The organism is Actinocorallia libanotica, from assembly GCF_039525175.1.
Lineage (GTDB): Bacteria > Actinomycetota > Actinomycetes > Streptosporangiales > Streptosporangiaceae > Actinocorallia > Actinocorallia libanotica.
The window spans coordinates 1-22,025 of record NZ_BAAAHH010000019.1; the positions used below are offsets into that span (position 1 = coordinate 1).

General features: G+C 73.3%; 22 protein-coding genes and 1 pseudogene. 17 read left to right on the forward strand and 6 right to left on the reverse strand.

From position 1 onward, the window contains the following. Positions 1–96 precede the first annotated feature (96 nt). Positions 97–1,932, forward strand: coding sequence for a DUF5719 family protein (locus ABD140_RS21995; RefSeq protein WP_344242805.1), 1,836 nt, complete (start codon positions 97–99; stop codon positions 1,930–1,932). Here the strand turns inward: ABD140_RS21995 and ABD140_RS22000 are convergent. Beyond that, a complete protein-coding gene (locus ABD140_RS22000; protein ID WP_344242806.1) occupies positions 1,929–2,327 on the reverse strand; it encodes a metallopeptidase family protein in 399 nt (132 codons plus the stop codon). The genes ABD140_RS21995 and ABD140_RS22000 overlap by 4 nt on opposite strands. Positions 2,328–2,501: 174 nt before the next feature. Here ABD140_RS22000 and ABD140_RS22005 point away from each other — a divergent pair, with 174 nt between their 5' ends. The 6 genes from ABD140_RS22005 (at position 2,502) to ABD140_RS22030 (ending at position 8,255) form a co-directional block, all read left to right on the forward strand. Beyond that, complete coding sequence (locus ABD140_RS22005; protein WP_344242807.1) at positions 2,502–2,867, forward strand: DUF3499 domain-containing protein; 366 nt, start codon at positions 2,502–2,504, stop codon at positions 2,865–2,867. A 107-nt stretch (positions 2,868–2,974) separates the two neighbouring features. Then, positions 2,975–4,333 carry a phosphomannomutase/phosphoglucomutase gene (locus ABD140_RS22010; RefSeq protein ID WP_344242808.1) on the forward strand — a complete coding sequence of 453 codons (1,359 nt, stop codon included), beginning with the start codon at positions 2,975–2,977 and terminating at the stop codon, positions 4,331–4,333. After that, positions 4,330–4,503, forward strand: coding sequence for a Trm112 family protein (locus ABD140_RS22015; RefSeq protein WP_344242809.1), 174 nt, complete (start codon positions 4,330–4,332; stop codon positions 4,501–4,503). Before ABD140_RS22010 ends, ABD140_RS22015 begins: the two co-directional genes overlap by 4 nt. After that, positions 4,500–5,552, forward strand: coding sequence for an SIS domain-containing protein (locus ABD140_RS22020; protein WP_344242810.1), 1,053 nt, complete (start codon positions 4,500–4,502; stop codon positions 5,550–5,552). The genes ABD140_RS22015 and ABD140_RS22020 overlap by 4 nt, the downstream gene beginning before the upstream one ends. Beyond that, a complete protein-coding gene (locus ABD140_RS22025) occupies positions 5,553–6,497 on the forward strand; it encodes a cation diffusion facilitator family transporter (protein WP_344242811.1) in 945 nt (314 codons plus the stop codon). 309 nt (positions 6,498–6,806) lie between these two features. Beyond that, positions 6,807–8,255, forward strand: a complete 1,449-nt coding sequence (locus ABD140_RS22030) for a sensor histidine kinase (RefSeq protein ID WP_344242812.1) — start codon at positions 6,807–6,809, stop codon at positions 8,253–8,255. A gap of 13 nt (positions 8,256–8,268) precedes the next feature. Here ABD140_RS22030 and ABD140_RS22035 read toward each other — a convergent pair whose 3' ends face one another. Then, complete coding sequence (locus tag ABD140_RS22035; protein WP_344242813.1) at positions 8,269–8,607, reverse strand: hypothetical protein; 339 nt, start codon at positions 8,605–8,607, stop codon at positions 8,269–8,271. 126 nt (positions 8,608–8,733) lie between these two features. Here ABD140_RS22035 and ABD140_RS22040 point away from each other — a divergent pair, with 126 nt between their 5' ends. Beyond that, positions 8,734–9,411 carry a response regulator gene (locus tag ABD140_RS22040; RefSeq protein WP_344242814.1) on the forward strand — a complete coding sequence of 226 codons (678 nt, stop codon included), beginning with the start codon at positions 8,734–8,736 and terminating at the stop codon, positions 9,409–9,411. Here ABD140_RS22040 and ABD140_RS22045 read toward each other — a convergent pair. After that, positions 9,391–9,720, reverse strand: coding sequence for a MerR family DNA-binding transcriptional regulator (locus ABD140_RS22045; RefSeq protein WP_344242815.1), 330 nt, complete (start codon positions 9,718–9,720; stop codon positions 9,391–9,393). The genes ABD140_RS22040 and ABD140_RS22045 overlap by 21 nt on opposite strands. Before the next feature lie 117 nt (positions 9,721–9,837). Between ABD140_RS22045 and ahcY (ABD140_RS22050) the strand changes: the two genes are divergently transcribed. The 3 genes from ahcY (ABD140_RS22050) to ABD140_RS22060 are packed head-to-tail and all read left to right on the forward strand — an operon-like array spanning position 9,838 to position 13,079. After that, positions 9,838–11,268: an adenosylhomocysteinase gene (ahcY, locus tag ABD140_RS22050; protein ID WP_344242816.1), complete on the forward strand. Its 1,431-nt coding sequence runs from the start codon at positions 9,838–9,840 to the stop codon at positions 11,266–11,268. Between the two features lie 4 nt (positions 11,269–11,272). Beyond that, positions 11,273–12,532: an adenosylhomocysteinase gene (ahcY, locus tag ABD140_RS22055; RefSeq protein WP_344242817.1), complete on the forward strand. Its 1,260-nt coding sequence runs from the start codon at positions 11,273–11,275 to the stop codon at positions 12,530–12,532. Between the two features lies 1 nt (position 12,533). After that, positions 12,534–13,079, forward strand: coding sequence for a hypothetical protein (locus ABD140_RS22060; protein ID WP_344242818.1), 546 nt, complete (start codon positions 12,534–12,536; stop codon positions 13,077–13,079). Positions 13,080–13,112: 33 nt separating this feature from the next. On the opposite strand, the gene ABD140_RS22065 is transcribed toward ABD140_RS22060, so the two are convergent. Next, positions 13,113–13,694, reverse strand: coding sequence for a TetR/AcrR family transcriptional regulator (locus ABD140_RS22065; protein ID WP_344242819.1), 582 nt, complete (start codon positions 13,692–13,694; stop codon positions 13,113–13,115). Positions 13,695–13,797: 103 nt separating this feature from the next. Between ABD140_RS22065 and ABD140_RS22070 the strand changes: the two genes are divergently transcribed. The 4 genes from ABD140_RS22070 (at position 13,798) to ABD140_RS22085 (ending at position 18,673) form a co-directional block, all read left to right on the forward strand. Then, positions 13,798–14,775: an NADP-dependent oxidoreductase gene (locus ABD140_RS22070; RefSeq protein ID WP_344242820.1), complete on the forward strand. Its 978-nt coding sequence runs from the start codon at positions 13,798–13,800 to the stop codon at positions 14,773–14,775. A 61-nt stretch (positions 14,776–14,836) separates the two neighbouring features. Next, positions 14,837–15,244 carry an ArsR/SmtB family transcription factor gene (locus ABD140_RS22075; protein ID WP_344242821.1) on the forward strand — a complete coding sequence of 136 codons (408 nt, stop codon included), beginning with the start codon at positions 14,837–14,839 and terminating at the stop codon, positions 15,242–15,244. A gap of 1 nt (position 15,245) precedes the next feature. Continuing rightward, the gene (locus ABD140_RS22080) at positions 15,246–16,169 is read left to right on the forward strand and encodes a cation diffusion facilitator family transporter (RefSeq protein ID WP_344242822.1); all 924 of its coding nucleotides are present in this window, start codon (positions 15,246–15,248) and stop codon (positions 16,167–16,169) included. A 50-nt stretch (positions 16,170–16,219) separates the two neighbouring features. Beyond that, entirely contained in the window at positions 16,220–18,673 is a 2,454-nt protein-coding gene (locus ABD140_RS22085) for a DUF3376 domain-containing protein (RefSeq protein ID WP_344242823.1), read from the forward strand. 4 nt (positions 18,674–18,677) lie between these two features. Here the strand turns inward: ABD140_RS22085 and ABD140_RS22090 are convergent, their stop codons facing one another. After that, on the reverse strand, positions 18,678–19,136 hold the full coding sequence (locus tag ABD140_RS22090; protein ID WP_344242824.1) for a MarR family winged helix-turn-helix transcriptional regulator: 459 nt from the start codon (positions 19,134–19,136) through the stop codon (positions 18,678–18,680). Positions 19,137–19,220: 84 nt separating this feature from the next. Between ABD140_RS22090 and ABD140_RS22095 the strand changes: the two genes are divergently transcribed. Together ABD140_RS22095 and ABD140_RS40190 are read left to right on the forward strand one after the other, a co-directional pair. After that, a complete protein-coding gene (locus ABD140_RS22095; protein ID WP_344242825.1) occupies positions 19,221–19,763 on the forward strand; it encodes a VOC family protein in 543 nt (180 codons plus the stop codon). Positions 19,764–20,282: 519 nt separating this feature from the next. Next, positions 20,283–20,978 (forward strand): annotated as a pseudogene (locus ABD140_RS40190) (YibE/F family protein); the annotation flags it as partial. Positions 20,979–21,002: 24 nt separating this feature from the next. Here the strand turns inward: ABD140_RS40190 and ABD140_RS22105 are convergent. Further along, positions 21,003–21,935 carry a LysR family transcriptional regulator gene (locus tag ABD140_RS22105; protein WP_425544141.1) on the reverse strand — a complete coding sequence of 311 codons (933 nt, stop codon included), beginning with the start codon at positions 21,933–21,935 and terminating at the stop codon, positions 21,003–21,005. Positions 21,936–22,025 lie beyond the last annotated feature (90 nt).

A 22,025-nucleotide genomic window follows, 5' to 3' on the forward strand; every position in this document is an offset into this window, starting at 1 on the left:
GCGCCGCCGCCGCGGCCGACGCCGCGCGGCCGGGCCCGCGGAGCCCGAGACGCCCGAGGCCGCTCCCGAAACCCCCGAGTCCGCGGAGCTTCCGGCATGAACGACGACGACTGGCGCGACATCGAGTTCGGCAGGCCCCTCCCGCCGCCGAGGCCGTCCGCCGACCCCGACCCCGACCCCGACCCGCTGACCAGGTCCTGGCCCGCACCGTCCGGCACGGGGGCGTGGGCGCGTCCGCCCGTCGGCGAGCCCGCGCCCTTCGGCGGGCCGGGCACGGAACGGCCCCCGGTGGAGCCTCCCGCCGACGGCGGGACCGTGACCTTCGGCGCCGTCGACATGACGCGCGCCCCGGCGGAGTCCCCGTACGCCGGAGGGCCCGCGGATCCCGCCGAGCCGGATCCCGCCGTGCCGGGGCACGGCCCGTTCCCGGAGGCCTCCGGCGAGGGTCCGGCCGCGGAGGTTCCCGCGCCGGGCCGCCGCTCCCGCCGGGCCGCGCGGCGCAAGGAGCCGGCGCTCGGCGGGGCGCTGCAGGCCTTCGGCAGGTTCGCCGGGCACCGCTACGGGGCGGCCGCGCTGATCCTGCTGGCGGCCGCCGCCCTCTACGGCGTCGCCGAGGTCTCCCGGCCGGGCCCCGCGCCCGCGCACCTGGGCGAGAACGTCCCGGTGGACGCGGCGGTGGCGGTCTGCCCGGACGCGGCGAAGGCGGAGATCACCGTGGCCTCCACCGGCCGGGGCGAGGGCGAGGCGGTCGTGCGCGACACGGTGGGCAAGGTCATGACGACCCTCGACGCCCCCGGCACGGTCTGGACCACCACCAAGGCGCAGACGGCCAAGCGCACCGGCCCCCTGGTCGTCGAGGCGTCCGGGGCGCACGCCGCCGGGCTCGCGGCCGTCCAGACCGGGCAGGAGAAGAAGGGCCTGACCGGGGCGCGCTGCTCCGCCCCCGGCACCGACCACTGGTTCGTCACGCCCGGTCCCGGCGAGGGCACCGTCGACCTGCACCTGGCCAACGCCGACGACATCCCCGCGACCGTGGACATCCACGCGATCTCCGACGAGGGCGGGCTGGCCACCACGGACGGCAAGTCCCTGGAGGTGCCCGGCGGCGCCTCGCGGGTGGTGCGGATCGGCCGCAGCGTGGACGGGCTGGGCACGGTCGCGGCGGGGACGGGGGTGCTGGCGCTGCGGGTGACGGCCACCACCGGACGGGTGGCGGCCGCGGTGCGCGCCGACCTGGGGGGCCGCGGCGTCGACTGGGTGCCCGCGACCGCGGGGCCGTCCCGCGAGCTGGTGCTGCCGGGCGTGCCGCCGGGCGGGGGCCGGCGCACCCTGTACGTGGGCGCGCCGGGCGAGGCCGACGCCCGGGTGAGGATCAACGTGATCACCGAGGACGGCGTGTTCGCGCCCGAGGGCCGGGACACGCTGGACATCCCCGCCGACACCGTCATGACGCTGGACCTGGAGACGTCGCTGGGCGGCCGCGCCGCGGCCGTCGTGCTCACGTCCGACCGGGAGCTGGTGGCGGGGCTGCAGGCGGGCGGCGAGGAGGTGAGCTACGGGGCCGCGGCGGAGCCGCTGGCCGCGGGGGCCACCGTGGCGGACGCCCGGAAGGGCTCCACGCTGCTGCTGACGGCCCCGCGGGACGCCGCCGTGGTCAGGGTGACCCCCCTGGGCCGGTCGGGTCCTGAGGCGGGCCAGGAGGTCCGCCTGGCGGCGGGCCGGACGGTCGAGGTGCCGGTGGACGCCGCGGCGGTGCGGATCGAGCCGCTGCCGGGCTCCGGCCCGGTGCACGGCGCGCGGTGGCGCACCGTGAAGTCCGGCGGGTCGCGGACGGCGACGCTGCTGGTGCTGGGCCCCGCCCCGGAGCGCCTGCGGCTGCCGGCCGTGGGCGGCTCGCTGACCGCGGTCCTGCCCGGCCCGGACGGCCCCTAGGGCTCGACCTCTTCGGGCGGGACGCCGAGGAGGGCGGCGACCTCCTCGACGACCAGGTCGCGGATCAGCCGGACGAGCTCGCGCTCGCCCTGGCCGGAGGCGCCGGCCCGGCTCTCCACCGGGCGGCGGAAGACCACCACCCGGGGGGTGCCGTCGACCGTGCGGGTGGCGCTCAGCGGGACCCTGGTCTCGTCCGGGTCCGGCTGCGGGACGTCCTCGACCGCGAACTCCACGCCGGCCAGCCGCTCGCTCCAGGGGGCGACGATCCGCTGGACCTCCTCGCGCACCAGGTCGTCGAACTTCTCCGAACGGGTGAGCGAGATGGGCACCTCCGGCGGGGCCAGCGGGCCGCGCAGGCCCCGGCCGTGCCGGTCGCGGCGCTTGGCTCTGCTCATCAGGGCAGTCTACGCCGGTGCCCGCCGCGCCTCGGGGGACGGGCGGGACCTGGTGGACGAAGCCCTGATCCCGGGAGAAAAGCATGTCCGAATCGTGTCTGTTAGATGGGAAACGCGAGACACGATCATCCGGATACTGGCGGCGCGGCCCGGAAAGGCGTACGTTCTGGCATCGTGAGCTCCGTTCGACTCTGTTCCCGCACCGCGTGCAAGGCGCCCGCGGTGTTCACGCTCACGTACGTCTATCGCGACTCGACCGCGGTCCTGGGTCCGCTGGCCGCGTACGTCGAGCCGCACTGCTACGACCTCTGCGCCGACCACGCCGACCGCCTGACCGCCCCGATGGGCTGGGAGCTGCTGCGCCTGCCCGCCGACGAGGCGTCCGAGCAGCCCAGCACCGACGACCTGGAGGCGCTGGCCGACGCCGTGCGCGAGGCGGCCCGCCCCACCGGCCCGGTGGTCGAGCCGGTCGGCCAGGGCATCGAGGTGGGCCGCAGGGGCCACCTGCGGGTGCTGCGGTCCGACCAGCCCCGCCAGTAGGGCCGGTAAGAATCCGCCGCACGGCCGCTGACGACCTCGTCATGCCCCGGCCGCCCTCCACCGGTAGGCTCGAAGCGCAAGTGAGACGAGCTGGAGAGGGATACCGAGTGGGCGATCTCGCCAAGATCTTCAAGGCCTACGACGTGCGGGGCGTCGTCCCCGACGAATTCGACGAGGAGATCGCCGAGGCCACCGGTGCCGCCTTCGTCCGGGTCACCGGGGCGGCCAGGGTCGTCACCGCGCACGACATGCGCGCCTCGTCCGCGCCGCTGGCCGCGGCCTTCGCCCGGGGCGCCGCGGCGCAGGGCGCCGACGTGCTGGAGGCCGGGCTCGGCTCCACCGACCTGCTGTACTACGCCAGCGGCAGCCTCGACCTGCCCGGCGTCATGTTCACCGCCAGCCACAACCCGGCCCGCTACAACGGCATGAAGATGTGCCGGGAGGGCGCCCGGCCGATCGGCCAGGACACCGGGCTGCGCGAGATCCGCGACCTCGTGGCCGCGGGCGTCCCCGCCCACGACGGCCCGGCGGGCGCGGTCGAGCGGCGCGACCTCCTGCAGGGCTACGCCGACCACCTCAAGACCCTGGTCGACCTGACCGGCATCCGGCCGCTCAAGGTGGTCGTGGACGCGGGCAACGGCATGGGCGGGCACACCGTCCCGGCGGTCCTGGCCGGGCTGCCGCTGGAGGTCGTCCCGCTCTACTTCGAGCTGGACGGCACCTTCCCCAACCACGAGGCCAACCCCATCGAGCCGGAGAACCTGCGCGACCTGCAGGCGGCGGTGCTGGAGCACGGCGCCGACCTCGGCCTGGCCTTCGACGGCGACGCCGACCGCTGCTTCGCGGTGGACGAGCGGGGCGCCATCGTCTCCCCGTCGGCGATCACCGCCCTGGTGGCCGAGCGGGAGCTGGCCAAGCACCCCGGCGCCAAGATCGTGCACAACCTCATCACCTCGCGCGCGGTGCCCGAGATCATCCGCGAGAACGGCGGCGTCCCGGTGCGCACCCGCGTGGGGCACTCGTTCATCAAGAAGACCATGGCCGAGGCCGGCGCGGTCTTCGGCGGCGAGCACTCGGCGCACTTCTACTTCCGCGACTTCTGGTTCGCCGACTCCGGCATGCTCGCCGCGCTGCACGTCCTGGCCGCCCTCGGCGAGCAGGACGGCACGCTGTCGGCGCTGCTGAAGTCCTACGACCGCTACGCCGCCTCGGGGGAGATCAACAGCGAGGTCGCCGACCAGGCCGCCGCGGTGGCCCGGGTGAAGGACGCCTTCGCCGCGCGCCCCGGCGTGGAGGTCGACGAGCTCGACGGCACCACGTTCACCGGCGACGGCTGGTGGTTCAACCTGCGCGCGTCCAACACCGAACCGCTGCTGCGCCTCAACGCCGAGGCCGCGGACGAGCACACGATGGCGGCGATCCGGGACGAGGTCCTGGCGATCGTGCGCCGCGAGGAGGCAAAGTGAAGATCGACGCCTGGCTGCTGGACATCCTCGCCTGCCCCGACTGCCGGGGGCGGCTGACCCCCGAGGACGGGTACCTGCGCTGCACGGGCGAGTGCGGCAGGAGCTACCCGGTGACCGCCGAGGGAGTCCCGGTCCTGCTGGTCGACGAGGCGCGGGCTCCCCGGGCATGATCCCGGCGGGCTCGCTGGAGGACGCGGCCGCGCTGGAGGCCGGCGACCCCGGCGGGATGCTGCGGCTGGTGGCGTCGGGCGCCGCCCACCTGCGCCAGGCCGCGCGGCTGGCCGAGGAGGCGGGCCTGGCCGAGGCGCTGCGCGGCGCGGGCCGCCCCCGGTCGGTGGTGGTGGCCGGGCCCGGCGAGGCGGGCGAGATCGTGGCCGCGGTGTGCGGCCTGGGCTGCCCGGTGCCGGTGCTGAGCCTCACGGGACGGCGGCTGCCGGGCTGGGTGGGCGCCGCCGACCTGGTGTTCGCGCTCGGCGACGCGGCGTTCGACCTGGCCGAGCAGGGGGTGCGGCGGGGCGCCTCGGTGGTGGGCGTGGGCCCGGCGGACGCCCGGCTGGCCCAGCTGGCGGTGCAGAACAGGGCGCTGTACCTGCCGATGCCGCCCGGCGGGCCGGTGCGCGCGATGGTGTGGGCGCAGGTCGTGCCGATGCTGCTGGTGCTGCGCGGACTGCGGCTGGTCTCGCTGCCCGACGAGGTGCTGGAGTCCACGGCGCTGCTGATGGAGGACCTCATCCACCGCTGCCGTCCGGCGGCGGAGCCGTTCCTGCACCCGGGCAAGCAGCCGGCGCTGGAGCTGGCGGGGAGCCTGCCGATGCCCTGGGGCCAGACCCCGGTGGAGCTGGCGGCCGCCTCCCGCCTCGCCGCCCAGCTGGGCGACAACGCCAAGGTCCCCGGCGCGCGGGCGCAGATCGGCGCGCTGGACGGGCGCCCGGCCGAGGCCGATCCCGACGACTTCTTCCGCGACCGGGCGGAGGAGGAGGAGAGCAGGCTGCACCCGGTGGTCCTCCTGGAGGAGGGCGGCGTCTCGCCGGTGGCCGAGGTGGCCAGGGCGCGCGGGCTGCCGGTGACGGAGATCCGGGCGGAAGGCGAACACGCGCTGGAGCGCATCGCCTCACTCATCGTGATATGCGACTATGTCTCCGTTTATTTGGCACTGGCTCTGGGCGTGGACCCGACCCCGGTGCCTGCCCGTGCAGAGCTCACAGCAAGGATCTCCTAGATGTCAGCAGAAGGTGGTACCAAGGCGATCGTCGCCGCCCTGGGCGCCAACCTCGGGATCGCGGTCTCGAAGTTCGTGGCGTATGTCTTCACCGGCTCCTCGTCGATGCTGGCCGAGTCCATCCACTCGGTGGCCGACTCGGGCAACCAGGCGCTGCTCCTGCTGGGCAAGAAGCGCTCGGAACGGGGACGGACGGCCGAGCACCCGTTCGGGTTCGGGCGCGAACGGTACTTCTACGCCTTCATCGTCGCCCTGGTGCTGTTCACCGTGGGCTCGATGTTCTCCCTCTACGAGGGCATCCACAAGATCCAGCACCCCGAGGACCTCAGGTCGCCGGGCTGGGCGTTCGGCGTGCTGATCGTGGCGATCATCCTGGAGTCCTTCTCCTTCCGGACCGCGATCGTGGAGTCCAACCGCATCCGCGGCGAGCAGACGTGGGTGCAGTTCATCCGCAAGGCCAAGTCCCCCGAGCTGCCGGTGGTGCTGCTGGAGGACCTCGGCGCGCTGGTCGGCCTGATCCTGGCGCTGGGCGGCGTCACCCTGGCCGTGGTCACCGGCGACCCCGTCTGGGACGGCATCGGCACCGTGTGCATCGGCGTGCTGCTCGGCCTCATCGCCGTCGTGCTGGCGTTCGAGACCAAGAGCCTGCTGCTGGGCGAGGGCGCCGGGCCCGAGGTGGAGAAGGGCATCATCGAGGCGGTGGAGACGGTGCCCGAGGTGGACCGGGTGATCCACCTGCGCACCCAGTACATCGGCCCGGACGAGCTGCTGGTCGCCGCGAAGATCGCGGTGCACCACGACGACACCGCGGCGGAGGTGGCCAAGGCCATCGACGCGGCCGAGGGGAAGATCCGGGCGATGCTGCCGGTGGCCAAGCTCATCTACCTGGAGCCCGACCTGTACCGGGCGCAGCAGGCGGTCGAGGACGTCGCGGCCGGGAGCTGAACCGGCGCGCGGCCGCGCGGAGCACGAAAAAAGGGAAGCCCCCCGCACCCCGGATCCCCTCATCCGGGCGGTGCGGGGGGCTTCCGCAAAGGAGACCCCCATCTCCAGCTCTGCTCACGACGGATCCGGAAGAGACACCCACTGCCACCTTCCGGTGCCGTCGTCATAGGTAGAACGGTACGCCGCCCGGCTTTGTTCCCGCGTCCCCCGCGGGGACGGAACCGGCCTCATCCTCGGGGTGGACCAGCGCGCCGGGTATCGCACTCTGAGAGGAGGCGGATTATCCGGAACTGCGGCGAGGATGGAGCGATGAGCGGCGAGAAGACCCTGGGCAGCGGAGCGGCGGAACACGTGTGGCGGCTCTCCGGCCGGGCCGTGGCCGGGGTGGGCCAGCTGCTGCTGTGGGTGCTGGCGGGGATCGGGAGGCTGCTGCGCCCCCTGGGGGACAAGGCGCTGGCCCGGCTGTACGGGTCGCGGCAGCAGCAGCCGCAGCCGCCGTACGGGCATCCGCAGTACCCGCGGCAGGGGCCGTACGGCCCCCACGGGACGATGCTCGCGCCGGTGCCCGAGGAGACGGGGCCGGTGCCGCGCTCCCTGGCGTGGTGGGGGCGCTTCCGGGCCTCCTGGGTCTACGCGCCGGTGACGGGTCTGCTGCTGGCGCTGGCCGCCCTGTACGAGGTCGGCGACGCCGACCACGACCTCTTCAGCGTGCCCGCCGGGTTCGCGCTGGCCGCGACGGTGCCGATGGTGTGGCGCAAGGAGGTGCTGCGGCCCGTCGCGGCGATCGTGCTGAGCGCCACCGCCGCCGCGCTGCTGTCCGGGCAGGCGCTGCTGATCACCACGCTGCTGTCGGCGCTGTGGGTGCTCTACCTGCTGGCCCAGCAGCTGCCCCGCGCCTCGGCGGGGCTGCTGGCGTGCTGCGCGCTGGCGGTGATCGGCGTCGTCTACCTGGCGGGGGAGGGCCTGGACAACGTGCCGTGGCCCGCGGTGGTCGTCGCCGTGGTCGGCGCGATCGGGCTGGGGGACGCGCGCCGGACGGTCGCCGACACCGAGGCCGAGGCCCGCGAGCAGAACACCGAGACCCTCGTCCGGCTGGACGCCGCGCAGCGCGAGCAGGCGATCATGCGGGAGCGGGCCAGGATCGCCCGGGAGCTGCACGACGTGGTCGCCCACTCCGTCTCGATGATCGCCGTGCAGGCCGAGACCGCCCCGTACACGATGAGCGAGCTGTCGGACGAGGCCAAGCGCGGCTACTCCGAGATCGCGCACACCGCCCGCGAGGCGCTGGTGGAGATGCGCCGCCTGCTGGGCGTGCTGCGCTCGGACGCCGCCGCCGAGACCGAGGTGACCCCGCAGCCCCGCCTCGACCGGCTGAACGAGCTGATCGACCAGCACCGCAGCGCGGGCGGCGCGGCGGGCCTGGCCGTCCGCGGCGAGGAGCACCCCCTCTCGGCCACCCTGGAGCTGTCGGCGTACCGCATCGTCCAGGAGGCGCTGACGAACGTGCGCCGCCACGCCCCCGGCGCCCCCGTCCAGATCGAGCTCGTCTACCAGCCCGACCGTCTGAGGGTCCGCGTCCACAACCAGCCGCCCGACCTGACCCGCACCCGCGTCGACGGCTTCCCCGCCCCCGCGACCGGCGGCCACGGCCTCATCGGCATGCAGGAGCGCGCCGCCATGCTCGGCGGCCGCCTCCAGGCCGGCCCGTCGGCCGACGGCGGCTTCGACGTCGAGGCCGAACTGCCCTTCAGCCCCTGAGGGCGGGTCCCGGTCAGCAAAGGTCGCGGAGCCGGAGGAGGGCGAGCTCGCCCTCCCGGACGCAGCGCCGGACCTCCCCGGCCGTCCGCGGCCCGTCGAGCAGGGCGAGCAGCTCCACGGGAGTGCCCATGGCCAGGACCGTTCCGGAGGAGCCGCCGTCGTCGTCGAGTTCGGTGACCACGTCGAGGAGGCGCACGCCGGGCCGTTCGGTGTGGCGGACCAGGCGCAGCACGATACGGCCGGATCCGGCCGCGAGCGCGGCGCGGCGGGCGGCCTCGCCCTCGGCCTCGGGCGACCTCAGCAGGGAGCGGAGCTCCTCCAGGAGCTCGGTGACCGGTGGTGGAGCGCTCATCGTGCCAGCGTGCCGGGGACGGGCGCGCGGGGGACAGGGGGCGCGGTCCCGCGAAGACCGGGACGAACGGCTCGATGGCCGCGCCCGGTGCTGACAGAATCGGGGGGACACGAAGGGGACGGCTTCATGATTCGAGTGATCATCGCGGATGACCAGACGATCGTGCGGGCCGGGTTCGCGGCGCTGCTGGGGGCGCAGGAGGACATCGAGGTCGTCGGGCAGGCCGGGGACGGCGTGGAGGCGGTGCACCTCGCGCAGCGGCACCGGCCGGACGTGGTGGTCATGGACATCCGGATGCCGCGGATGGACGGCATCGAGGCGAGCCGGCGGATCCTGGCGCAGCCGGGCCTGGAGGGGCTGCGGGTGCTGATCCTCACCACCTTCGACGCGGACGAGCTGGTCTACGACGCGCTGGCGGCGGGGGCGTCGGGGTTCCTGCTCAAGGACGCCACGGCCGAGGACCTCGTGTCGGCGGTCCGGATCGTGGCGCGGGGCGACGCGCTGCTGGCGCCGCAGGTGACGGGGCGGCTGGTGCGGGAGTTCGCGCGCCAGCGGCAGGCGCGGATCAGCCCGCCCGCCGCGCTGGCCACGCTGACGGCGCGCGAGCGCGAGGTGCTGATGCTCATCGCGGGCGGGCTGTCGAACGCCGAGATCGCGGCGCGGCTCGTCGTCAGCGAGCACACCGTGAAGACGCACGTGGCGCGGGTCTTCACCAAGCTGGGGCTGCGCGACCGGGCGCAGGCCGTCGTGCTGGCCTACGAGTCGGGCCTGGTGGTGCCCGGGTCAGCGACGGAGCAGGCGTAGCGCCTTCTGCTTCTCGAAGTCCAGCGCCCGGGACGGCTGCGGGACGAGCCTGCCGATGCGCTCGCCCAGCTCCTGGACGCGGGCGCGGGCCTCGGGCTCGGCCAGGACGCGCAGGGCGAAGGCCAGCTCGGACGGGCCGATGTCGTAGCGCTGCTCGATGGCCAGCCCGAGGGCGACGGCGCGCAGCTCGGGCTCGCCGTACCGGCGGTGGGACGCGCCGGAGCGCGGCGGCAGGAGGCCCAGGCGCTCGCGGTACCGCAGCATCCGGGGCGAGGTGCCGAGCCGCTGCGCCGCCTCGGTGATCCGCATCAGAGGCCTCCTCCTTCAGGAATCTGACAATCTTATGTCAGATTCGGCCCCCCGAGGATGAACGGCGGCACGACCTGCGCCTAGACTTTCCCGGAGTCGCTCAGAGGAGACAGCCCGATGGACTTTAAGGTCGCCGACCTTTCGCTGGCCGCGTTCGGCCGCAAGGAGATCCAGCTCGCCGAGCACGAGATGCCCGGCCTGATGGCGGTACGCGAGGAGTACGCCGCGGCTCAGCCGCTGCGCGGCGCCAAGATCATGGGCTCGCTGCACATGACGATCCAGACCGCCGTCCTCATCGAGACGCTGGTCGCGCTCGGCGCCGACGTGCGCTGGGTCAGCTGCAACATCTTCTCCACCCAGGACCACGCCGCCGCGGCGGTCGTCGTCGGGCCCGAGGGCACCGTCGACGAGCCCCGGGGCGTGCCGGTCTTCGCCTGGAAGGGCGAGACCCTGGAGGAGTACTGGTGGTGCACCGACCAGGCCCTGCGCTGGCCCGACGGCACCCCGCCGAACATGATCCTCGACGACGGCGGCGACGCCACGCTGCTCGTCCACAAGGGCGCCGAGTACGAGAAGGCCGGTGCCGTCCCGTCCGCCTCCGAGGACGACCCGGAGGAGTGGCACGTCATCATCGACACCCTCAAGCGCACCATCGCCGAGACCCCCGGCCGCTGGACGGAGACCGCCGCCGCGATCAAGGGCGTCACCGAGGAGACCACCACCGGCGTGCACCGGCTGTACGAGATGCACAAGGCCGGCACCCTCGCCTTCCCGGCGATCAACGTCAACGACTCGGTCACCAAGTCGAAGTTCGACAACAAGTACGGCTGCCGCCACTCGGTCATCGACGGCCTCAACCGCGCCACCGACGTGCTGATCGGCGGCAAGGTCGCCGTCGTCTGCGGTTACGGCGACGTGGGCAAGGGCTGCGCCGACGCGCTGCGCGGCCAGGGCGCCCGGGTCATCGTCACCGAGATCGACCCGATCTGCGCGCTCCAGGCCGCGATGGACGGCTTCCAGGTCACCACCCTGGAGGACGTCGTCTCGATCGCCGACATCTTCGTCTCCACCACCGGCAACTTCAACATCATCACCGCCGACCACATGGCGAGGATGAAGCACCAGGCGATCGTCTCCAACATCGGCCACTTCGACAACGAGATCGACATGGCCGGCCTGGCGAAGATCCCCGGCATCGTCAAGGACGAGGTCAAGCCGCAGGTCCACACCTGGACCTTCCCCGACGGCCACAACATCATCGTGCTGGCCGAGGGCCGGCTGATGAACCTGGGCTGCGCCACCGGCCACCCCTCGTTCGTCATGTCGAACTCCTTCACCAACCAGGTGATCGCGCAGATCGAGCTGTTCACCAAGACCGAGGAGTACCCGGTCGGCGTCTACGTGCTGCCCAAGCACCTCGACGAGAAGGTCGCCCGCCTGCACCTGGACGCGCTGGGCGTCAAGCTCACCACGCTCTCCAAGGAGCAGGCCGAGTACATCGGCGTGAACGTCGAGGGCCCCTACAAGCCGGACCACTACCGGTACTGACCCCTTGAGCGGACACGACATCGCGGACCCCGGCCTGTGCGAGGCCGGGGTCCGGCGTATCGGCTGGGCCGACCGGTCGATGCCGGTGCTGCGCTCCATCCGCGAGCGGTTCGCCGCCGAGCGGCCCCTGGAGGGGCTGCGGGTCGCGGCGTGCATGCACGTCACGACCGAGACGGCCAACCTCCTGCGCACCCTCCAGGCGGGCGGCGCGTCCGTCGCCGTGGCGGCGTCCAACCCGCTGTCCACGCAGGACGACACCGCGGCCGCGCTCGTCGCCGAGTACGGGGTGTCGGTCTTCGCGCGCTCGGGCGTGGACATGGAGACCTACTACCGGCACATCCACGCCGCCCTGGACGTCTCGCCGCACCTCGTGGTGGACGACGGGTGCGACCTGGTGAACATCCTGCACACCGAGCGGGTGGACCTGCTGCCCGGGTTGCTGGGCGGATGCGAGGAGACGACGACGGGCGTCATCCGGCTGCACCAGATGGCACGTGAGGGCGCGCTGCGCTTCCCCGTCGTGGCGGTGAACGACACCGCCACCAAGCGGCTCTTCGACAACCGGTACGGCACCGGGCAGTCGACGCTGGACGGCATCATGCGCGCCACCAACACGCTCCTGGCCGGCAAGACCGTCGTGATCGCGGGCTTCGGGTACTGCGGACGCGGCGTGGCCGAACGCGCCCGGGGGCTCGGCGCCCTCGTCGTCATCACGGAGATCGACCCCGTGAAGGCGCTGGAGGCGCTCCTTCAGGGCTTCCGCGTGGAGCCCATGGCGTCGGCCGCCCGCCAAGGCGATGTGTTCGTCACCACCACGGGCAACCGCGACGTGATCCGCGCCGAGCATTTCGAGGTGATGAAGGACGGCGCGATCCTCGCCAACTCCGGCCACTTCGACGTGGAGGTCGACGTCCGCGCGCTGGAGGAGCTCGCCGTGGACGTCCAGCGCGTCCGCCCCCAGGCCGACGAGTACGTCCTGCCCGACGGCCGCCGCCTCGTCCTGCTGTGCGAGGGCCGCCTGGTCAACCTCGCCGCCGCCGAAGGCCACCCCGCCGCGGTCATGGACATGTCCTTCGCCGGGCAGGCCCTCACCTGCGCGTGGCTGGCCGGCCACCACGAGGCGCTGCCTCCGGGCGTCCACGACGTCCCCGCGGAGATCGACTCGGAGATAGCCCGCCTGAAGCTCCGCTCCATGTCCGCCGAGATCGACGTCCTCACCCCCGACCAGGAGGAGTACCTCTCGTCCTGGCGATCGGGCTCCTGACATGCCCCGGGGCGCCTACCTCCACCTGGCCTCGGGCGTGACCGAGGAGTTCCAGTGCGCCCCGGGCCCCGCGGGCTGGCGCTACGTCGCCCCCGGCGTCGACCTCACCGTCGACAGCCGCTGGCGCCCCGCCCGCCTGGAGCTGCGCACGCCCGCCTGGACCCTCCGCGGCGGCGCCGCGGGCCGCGACCTCCTGTGGGTCCGCGGCGAGCGCGAGCACTCCGCCGAGGCCCTGGCCTTCCTCGGCCCCTCCCCGGCCTTCCTCGTCACCATCGCCCGCTCCCTGGACCTCGCCCCCGGCGCCTCCGCCACCGTCTCCCTGGTGACCATCACCGGAGACTCCCTCGCCACGAGGACCGCCCCTCAACGCTGGACACTCGCCTCCGTCGACCCCCACCCCACCGACCTCGGCCCCCTCCCCGTCGAGACCTGGCACACCACCGACCTGGAGACCGCCGAGACCACCGAATTCCACCTCGCCGGCGACGTCGTCCTGTCCGCCCCCGGCCTCGAACTCACCCGTCTCGACTCCCCGCCCACCCTCTGACCCTCCGACGGCCCGCCGATCCGGGCCGGACGCTCACCGCCGGGACGACGGGGCGGCGAGGCCGTCGAGGACGAGGTCGAGGAGGTGGTCGCGGCGGGCGGCGACGGCGGGGGAGTGCCCGGTGATCCAGGCGACGGCGTTGACGAGGGCGAAGAGTTCGAGGCCGTCGACGTCGGGGCGGACGTCGCCGGCGTCCTGGGCGTCGCGCAGGAGGCGGGCCCCTGCTCCGCGCATGGCGGAGCAGGAGGCGTGCAGCGGGGAGGTCTCGTCGTTGATGGTGTCCATCAGGGCGGCGGACAGGTCCTGGTAGGCGGCGGCCTGGGCGGCGAAGGCGCGCAGCCAGGTGGTGAGGGCCTCGCGGGGCGGGTGGGCGGCGGCCAGGTCGGCGGCCTGGGCGGCCAGGGCGTCGAAGTGGCGGCCCAGCAGGGAGTCCAGCAGGGCGTCGCGGGTGGGGAAGTGGCGGTAGAGGGTGCCGAGGCCGACCTCGGCGCGGCGGGCGATGTCCCGCAGGGAGGCCTGCGCGCCCTGCTCCTCGAACACGGTCCTGGCGACCTCCAGGAGGCGGTCGCGGTTGCGCTGCGCGTCGGAGCGGCGGGCGCGGGGCGGAGTGGCCATGAGCGGAGTTTAGGGGTTGACATACGGAGCACCGCTCCGCTTATTATGCGGAGCAGTGCTCCGCTATGTCCGCGGAGCGCCCGGAACCCCTGAGGAGAAGGCGATGCCGGAGATGATGAAGGCCGTTCGCGTGCACGAGCAGGGCGGCCCCGAAGTGTTGCGGTACGAGGAGGTGCCGGCGCCGCGGGCGGGGCTCGGCGAGGTCCTGGTGCGCGTGCACGCGGCCTGCCTCAACCCGCCGGACTGGTACGCGCGGTCCGGGTACCCCGGGATTCCCGAGGAAGTCCGGCCGAAGGTCGACCTGCCGTACATCCCCGGCTCGGACGTCTCGGGCGTCGTCGTCGAGGTGGGGCCGGCGGCCGGCGGCTGGGAGGTGGGGGACGAGGTGTTCGGGCTCGTGCGCTTCCCCTGGGGCGGTGACGGGGGCCGCGCCTACGCCGAGTACACGACCGCCCCGCCCTACCACCTGGCGCGCAAGCCGGAGAACCTGAGCCACCTGGAGGCGGCGGGCGTGCCGATGGCGGGGCTCACGGCCTATCAGTTCCTCTTCGACCACATCGGGCTCGGCGAAGGGCGCACGGTGCTCGTCAACGGCGCGGCCGGAGGCGTCGGGCACTTCGCCGTCCAGCTCGCCAAGACGAAGGGCGCGCACGTGATCGCCGTCGCCTCGGGCCGCCACGAGGAGTTCCTGCGCGACCTGGGCGCCGACGAGTTCCACGACTACACCAGGACCGACGTCACCGAGAAGGTGCGGGACGTCGACCACCTCGTCGACAACGTCGGAGGCCCCCACGGGCACCGCTTCCTGCCCGTCCTCAAGCCGGGCGGGACCATCAGCCCCGTCTTCCTCGGCGACTACCACGCCGAGCGCGCCGCCGAGCTGGGCATCTCCTTCCGGCCCGGCCAGGTGCACTCCGACGGGCGCCAGATGGGCGAGCTGGCCGCCCTCCTGGAGCAGGGCACGCTGCGCGTCGGGATCGACGGCGTCTTCCCCCTGGCGGAGGCGGCGAGGGCGCACGAGCGGGCCGAGCGGGGGCACATCCAGGGAAAGATCATCCTGGACGTCGCGGGGAACCGGTAGCACCCGTCCGAAAGGGCGCCGGGGCTTGACAGGAGGGAGGGGGAGGCGCTGGGATTTACATATGAACAGTTCTTCAGATGAGCGGGTGATCTCGTTGGACGGGTGCGCGGTCCGGGTGGTGGACGGGGACCGGGTGGCCTCGGTGCGGGAGGGGATGCCCTCGGAGCGGGATCTGGCGGACACGGCCGAGGTGTTCGGCCTGCTGTCGGATCCCGGGAGGCTGCGGCTGCTGCTGGGCCTGCGGGAGGGGGAGCTGTGCGTGTGCGACCTCGCGGCGGTCAGCGGGATGAGCGAGTCGGCGGTCTCGCACGCGCTGCGGCTGCTGCGGGCGCACCGGGTGGTGACGGCGCGGCGGTCCGGGCGGATGGCGTACTACCGGCTGGACGACGCGCATGTGCGGATGCTGCTGGACCTGGCGGTGGCGCACATCGAGCACAGCGAGGTCATGCACCCGGAGCGGGGGAACTGAGATGGGCCACGGGCATGGGCATGGGCACGGCCACGGGCATGTGCAGGGGCACGCGGGCGGGCGGCACCGGTGGCGGCTGCAGGTGTCGTTCGCGCTGACGGCCGCCTTCTTCGTCGTGGAACTGGCCTACGGGCTGGTGTCGGGGTCGCTGGCGCTGCTGTCGGACGCGGGGCACATGGCGGGGGACGTGCTGGCGCTGGGCGTCGCGCTGGTCGCCACGAAGATCGCGACGCGGCCGGACCTCACCGGACGGCGGACGTACGGGTCCTACCGGGCGGAGGTGTTCGCGTCCGGGTTCGCGGTGCTGGTGATGCTGGTGACCGCCGGGTACATCGTGGTGGAGGCGCTCGGCCGGATCGGGGAGCGGGTCGAGGTCGAGGCCGGGCCGATGCTGGTGGTCGGCGCGCTGGGCCTGCTGGTCAACGTCGTCGCGCTGCTGCTGCTGCGGGCCGGCGCGTCCGAGAGCATGAACGTGCGGGGCGCCTACCTGGAGGTGCTCGCCGACGCGGCGGGGTCCGTCGGCGTGATCGCCGCGGGCGTGCTGGTCGCCACGACCGGGCAGGCGCTCTTCGACACCGTCATCGCGCTGGCCATCGCGGTGTTCGTGGTGGTCAGGGCGGTGTCGCTGGGCCGCCAGGTGCTGGCGGTGCTGGGCCAGCACGCGCCCGAGGACGTTGACGTCGCGGCGCTGACGAAGGACCTGTCGGCCGTCGAGGGCGTGCGGGAGGTGCACGACCTGCACCTGTGGACGCTGACGTCCGGGATGCACGTGGCGACCGCGCACCTGGTGACGGCCGAGGGCGCCGACGGGCACTCCGTGCTGGACCGCGCCCGCGACCTGCTGCGGGACGGCTACGCCATCGAGCACGCCACCCTGCAGGTCGAGCCGTCCGACCACACGGGCTGCGAGGAGGTCGGCTGGTGATTTAACCGCTCCGGAGCGTAACGGGCGGGCCGCCGGGGGATGTCGGCGCTGTGGAAGAGGGCGCGGACGACGTGGAGGAGGTGCGGCTCGCCCTGGTGATGAACGGGGGAGTCAGCCTCGCGGTATGGATGGGCGGGGTCGCCCACGAGCTGGACCTGCTGCGCCGCGCCTCCCGGGGCGAGCCGGAGAAGGACGTCAAGAAGAGCGACCTGCCCGTCTTCCGGTTCTGGCGGAGCGTCACCAGGGAGGGCGCGAAACCCCGGAGGGTGCGCATCGACGTCATCGCGGGCACGTCGGCGGGCGGCCTGAACGGGCTGATGCTCGCCACCGCGATCGGCCGGGACACGGCGCTGACCGGCCTCAGGGAGCTGTGGCAGCGCTCGGCCGCGCTGGACAGGCTGCTGGCCGAGCCCTCCGAGCACAGCCTGTTCAGCGGTGAGTTCTTCGACGCCGAGCTCAAGGAGGCGCTGGAGACCATCCCGCAGGGGAGCGCCGACGCCGTCGAACCCGAACCGGTGACGCTGTTCCTGACGGCCACCGCCCTCGACGGCCGGTTCCGCTCGTACACCGACAGCTTCGGCAACTACTTCGACGTCCGCGACCACCGGCGCCTCTACCGCTTCGAGCGCTACAGCGAAGAGGAGGCCATCGCCTACCTCCCCGAAGACGGCACGTGGCGGATCCAGAAAAGCCGGCCCCGCAACGACTTCGTGTTCGCCAACACGCCCTTCCTCGTCCGGGCGGCGCGGGCGACCGCCGGTTTCCCGGTCGCCTTCCCGCCGGTCAGCGAGCTGCCGCTGCTGGAGTACCGGGAACTGCCGAAACCGGTGTTCGACGATCCGGCCAGCTGCGTCATGGACGGAGGCGTCCTGAACAACGCGCCTTTCGGCCCGGTCCTGGAGACGATCACCAAACGCCCGCTGGACCGGAAGGTGAAGCGCGTCGTCGTCTACGTCGTCCCGTCCGGGGGCCGGCTGCCGGAGGAGAGGGTCAAGGGCGCGGCGTGCGAGGAGATCACCGCCGGCACCGCCGGTTTCAGCGCCGTCGGATTCCCGCAGGAGGCCGATTTCCGGATCGGCACGGAGGACCTGGCCGCGCGGCTGCGCACCAGCGTCCTCTCCACCCGGGAGGAGCTGTTCGCGCGTCTCTACGAGACCCGCATGGGAACGGGCTCGGCGTTCCCGCCCGACTTCCTCTCCCTGGCCCAGGGCCTGTTCTCCGAGTACCGCTTCAACCGGGCCCGCGGCGTCATCCTGGAAGTCCGGGAGATGCTCGCGGCCGCCGACACCGTCACGTCGCTGGTCTTCCCGCCGCGGGTGGAGACGGCGGAGGTGCACGAGTTCCTGGCGCGGCGGCCGGGTCTGCGCTGGATCCCCCCGGACGACCCGGACTGCTTCACCGCCTGGGAAGGGTCGTGGCAGTGGGGTCTTCTTCCGGCGGAAAGGGCGCTCCAGACGCTCAGCGGCCATCTGCAGGACCTCGCGAACGACGAGGGGCTCCGGCCCGCCGCCCAGGCCGGGCTGATCGAGGGCGCGAAAGCCGTCAACGGGGAACTGCGCAGGGTGCTGGCCGTCAAGGACGCCGTCGCCCGGCAGCTCCAGCGGTCCTTCCCGCGTTCCGGCCGCTTCTCCGACCGGGCGGCCGCGCAGCTGCTCGACGAGGTCTTCCGGAAACTGGCGGTCCCCTCGACCGTCGCGGCGTTCGTCCGCGCCGGCGGGGACCATTACGCGCGGGCCGTCGCCGAGGCGGAGGGGCGCTGGAACGACACCTGGGACGTGGTGGCCGACTGCCTCGCCATCGAGGTCCTCACCCAGTCCTTCGTCCCGCCTTCGGGCATCACCGAGACCCTCACCCCGCATTTCGACTTCCTGCGCCTGGGTCCCGACACCATGAGCCGCCTGTTCAACGACGACCGTTTCGGCGACCTGGGGGAGCGGAAGCTGTACGGGGTCCGCTTCCAGCACTTCGGCGCGTTCGCCGAGGCGGGCTGGCGCGATTCCGACTTCGTCTGGGGCAGGCTCGACGCCGCCCACCACCTGCTGCCGCTCTTCCTGTCCTCCGCCGAGGAGGTGCGGGCGGCGGAGACCGAGCTGCACGGCCTCATCCTCAACGCGGAACTCGGCTCCGACGGCCTCGCGTGGATGCGGGAGCACCTGACCGTCCTGAAGCGCAGCCGCAGCGACCTGGACCTGCTCCCGACCGTCCCCAGGACCTACGAGACCCTGCGGACGAGGGAGGCGGTGAGCCGTGCCGTCTTCCGCGCCGTCGACCGGCTCGCCGGGCACCGGGTGCGCCCCCGTTTCGTCCGCGCCTGGCTGCGCCGGGAGACCGACCACGTCCTGGACGAGTTCTGGCGCGCCGCCCAGGGCCCCCGCCCGCGCGGCGCCCCCCAGGCCGCGCTGAAGGCGCTCCACGACGTCTTCATCCGGGTCGCCGTCCGCGTGGCGGTGCTCGCGGTCGTCCTGCTGGCGCTCGGCTTCGTCCTCGGCGCCCTGTTCGGCTGAGCCGTCACAGGGGGTCGAGGCCGTCGAGGATCAGTTCGCAGATCTCCTTGAGCTGGGTGACCTGCTCGGGGGAGAGGCGGTCGAAGACGCGGGAGCGCACCTCCTCGACGTGGCCGGGGGCGGTGTCGACGAGGGTGCGCATGCCCTCGGGCGTGAGGGTCGCCAGGAGGCTGCGGGCGTCGGACGGGCAGCGCCGGCGGCGCACCCAGCCGCGCCGCTCCATGCTGGTGACGGCGTGGGTGAGGCGGCTCTGGGAGTAGCGCAGGCGGCGGGCGAGGTCGCTCATGCGCATCGTGTGCTCGGGCGCCTCGGAGAGGGCGACGAGGATCCAGTAGTAGGCGTGGGGCATGCCCGCGTCGTGCTGGAGCTGCCGGTCGAGGGCTTCGTCGAGCAACTGGTTGGAGATCAGGTACGCCCGCCAGGCGGCCTGCTCCTGAGGGGTGAGCCAGCGTGGGGAGGCCATGCCGCCCATTCTACGAATAGTTGAGAGTTCAAGTAACTTTGCTTATCGTGGGAGGACCACCCCAGCGTCAGCCAGGAGCCGAACATGACGATCACCCGCCTCAACCACGCCGTCCTCTACGTCCGCGACGTGCAGCGGAGCCGCGAGTTCTACGAGGACGTCCTGGGGTTCCGGACACTGATCTTCCTCCCCGGGCAGGCCGCCTTCTTCCGGGCGTCCGGCTCCACCAACGACCACGACCTCGGCCTGTTCCAGATCGGCTCCGCCGCCGCGCCGTCCCCGGCGGGCCGCACCAGCGTCGGCCTCTACCACCTGGCCTGGGAGGTCGACACCCTCGCCGAGCTGGAGCGCATGCGCGCCGTGCTCGCCGAGGCGGGCGCCCTCGTCGGCGCGTCCGACCACGTCCTCACTAAGTCCCTGTACGCCCAGGACCCCGACGGCCTGGAGTTCGAGGTCTGCTGGATCGTGCCCGCCGCCCGCATCACCGAGGCCGACCGCGAGCGCGCCGCCTCCGACCTGCGCCCCCGGCCGCTGGACCTGGCGGCCGAGCAGGCGCGCTACGGCGCGGACACCCTCGGCGGCATCGGCGTCTCGATCCCGGCCTTTCCGGCGGTCGGCGCGGAGTAGCCGCTTCTTTCCCCGTACCATCGGGCGTTCCCGGGTACGCGGCGAAAGGAGACGGTCGTGGGTGCCGGACACCACCACGGGCAGGACGGGCCGGCTCCCCGGAGCGTGGTGCTGGGGACGCTCGCCGTCCTCGTCCCGCTGGCCCTCGCGACGCTGGCGGGGCTGCTCTGGCTGTGGCCCTCGGGCACCGGCGCGGACGCCGAGGACGGCGTACGGGTCGGGCGGATCCCCGGGAAGGTCATCGCCGTCGAGCTCAAGCCCTGCCCGAAGGCCGCCCCCGCCGGGGAGGCGCCGCTGGATCTGGGCGACCGGTCCGTCGCCGCCGACCCCCGGCGGTGCGGGACGGCCACCGTGCAGCTGTCGGCCGGGCGGGTCGCCCAGGTGGAGCTGCCCAGCGGCCCCGGCAGCCCGGTCTTCGGCGCCGGGGACGACGTGCTGCTGCTGGAGCTCCCCGGCGGCAGCCCCAACGGCGACCGCTACCAGCTGTCGGACCACGACCGCACCGACCCGCTGTGGATCGTGTTCGCCGCGTTCGCCCTGGCCGTCGTCGCGTTCGGGCGCCTGCGCGGCCTGACGGCGCTGCTCGGGCTGGCCATCACGTTCGCGCTGCTCACGATGTTCCTGCTCCCGGCGATCCTGGAAGGCCACCCGCCCCTGCTCGCGGCGATCGTCTGCGCCGCCGCGATCATCCTGGTCGTGCTGTACCTGACGCACGGCTTCACCACGACGACCTCGCTGGCCGTCCTGGGCACCCTGGCGAGCCTCGCCCTCACCGGCCTGCTGGCCGTCCTCGCCCTGGACCTCGCCCACCTGCACGGCATTACCGACGAGAGCTCCCTCTACCTGGACGCCAGCTACCGGATCAACACCCAGGGGCTGCTGCTGGCGAGCATCATCATCGGCTCCCTGGGCGTCCTCGACGACGTCACCGTCACCCAGGCCGCCACCGTCCGGGAACTGGCCCGAGCCAACCCCCACTACGGCTTCGCGGCGCTGTACCGGGCCGCCGCCCGCGTGGGCCGCTCGCACATCGCGTCGGTCGTCAACACGATCGTCCTGGCGTACGCGGGCGCGTCGCTGCCGTTGCTGCTGCTGTTCCAGATCGGGGGCCAGGGGGCGCAGCAGGCGCTCACCAACCCGGTGGTCGCCCAGGAGATCGTCCGCAGCGTCGTGGGGACGCTCGGGCTCATCGCGGCCGTACCGCTCACGACGGCGCTGGCGGCGTTCGCGGCCGCGCGTTCACGCGACACCGTCGCGGCGCACGGGGGACCAGACGGAGGAGAGCGGGGGATGGGCCATGCGCGTGAGATGGTCGCGCACCCTGCTGAGGGCCGGGCCGTCGGCCTTGTCATGCCACAGGAACGACCAGGGGTAGACCGGGGTCGGTTCGGCTAGCCGGAGGCGGCGCAGCTCATGCCGGGCGGGCCAGACGATACGCGTTCTGGCACCGAGGAAAGTCACCACGGTACGGGAGTCCGCGATGACGTCCAGGAGGTGTTCGACGCCGAAATCCGGGCCGGTGGAATCGATCTCGATGTCGAAGGCCGTGGCCAGGGACGCGTAGTAGGCGGCCCATTCCGTGCCGGGGACGATACCCGGGACCCAGAGCCGGTGCGTCGCCAGGTCGGCGATACGGGTGCTCTTGGCGTGCGCCAGCGGATGCCGGGGGCCGACGAGGATTTCCAGAGGTTCGTCGTAGACGTGGACGTGGCGGATGCCCGGAGGAAGTGCCTCGGGCTGGTGGAGGTAGGTGAGAGCGGCGTCGATCGAGCCGTTCTCCAGCGCGGAGACCGCTGCGCCGCCGTCGGAGAGGGTCACCACGTCGAGCTGGACGTCCGGATGGGACTCGTGGAAGTCGTAGAGCAGGTGGGCTGCGGCGAGCCGTCTGCCCCGGACGTCGACGCGGAGGGGGCGGAAGCCCGGCCGGACGGACTGGACGGCCCGGTCCGCGGCGGCCAGCAGCGTCTTGGCGTGGGGGAGGAGGACCCGGCCGTCGACGGTCAGCTCGGCGCGGCGAGGGCCTCTGTGGAACAGGACGACGTCCAGGGACTTCTCCAGGGACGCGATCCGCTTGGACACGGCCTGCTGGGAGACGCCCAGGGTCAGCGCGGCGTCCTGGAAGCCGCCCTCCTCCACGACGCTCACGAAGGCGCGCACGGCTTCGGTGTTCATGGCGGCAACTTACAACTTCTGGTTGTGCGGCTCGGTTTCGGTTGTTTGCGCTCCAGTGCCCTTCCCCTGTTTTCTGGCTGGCCTGACAAC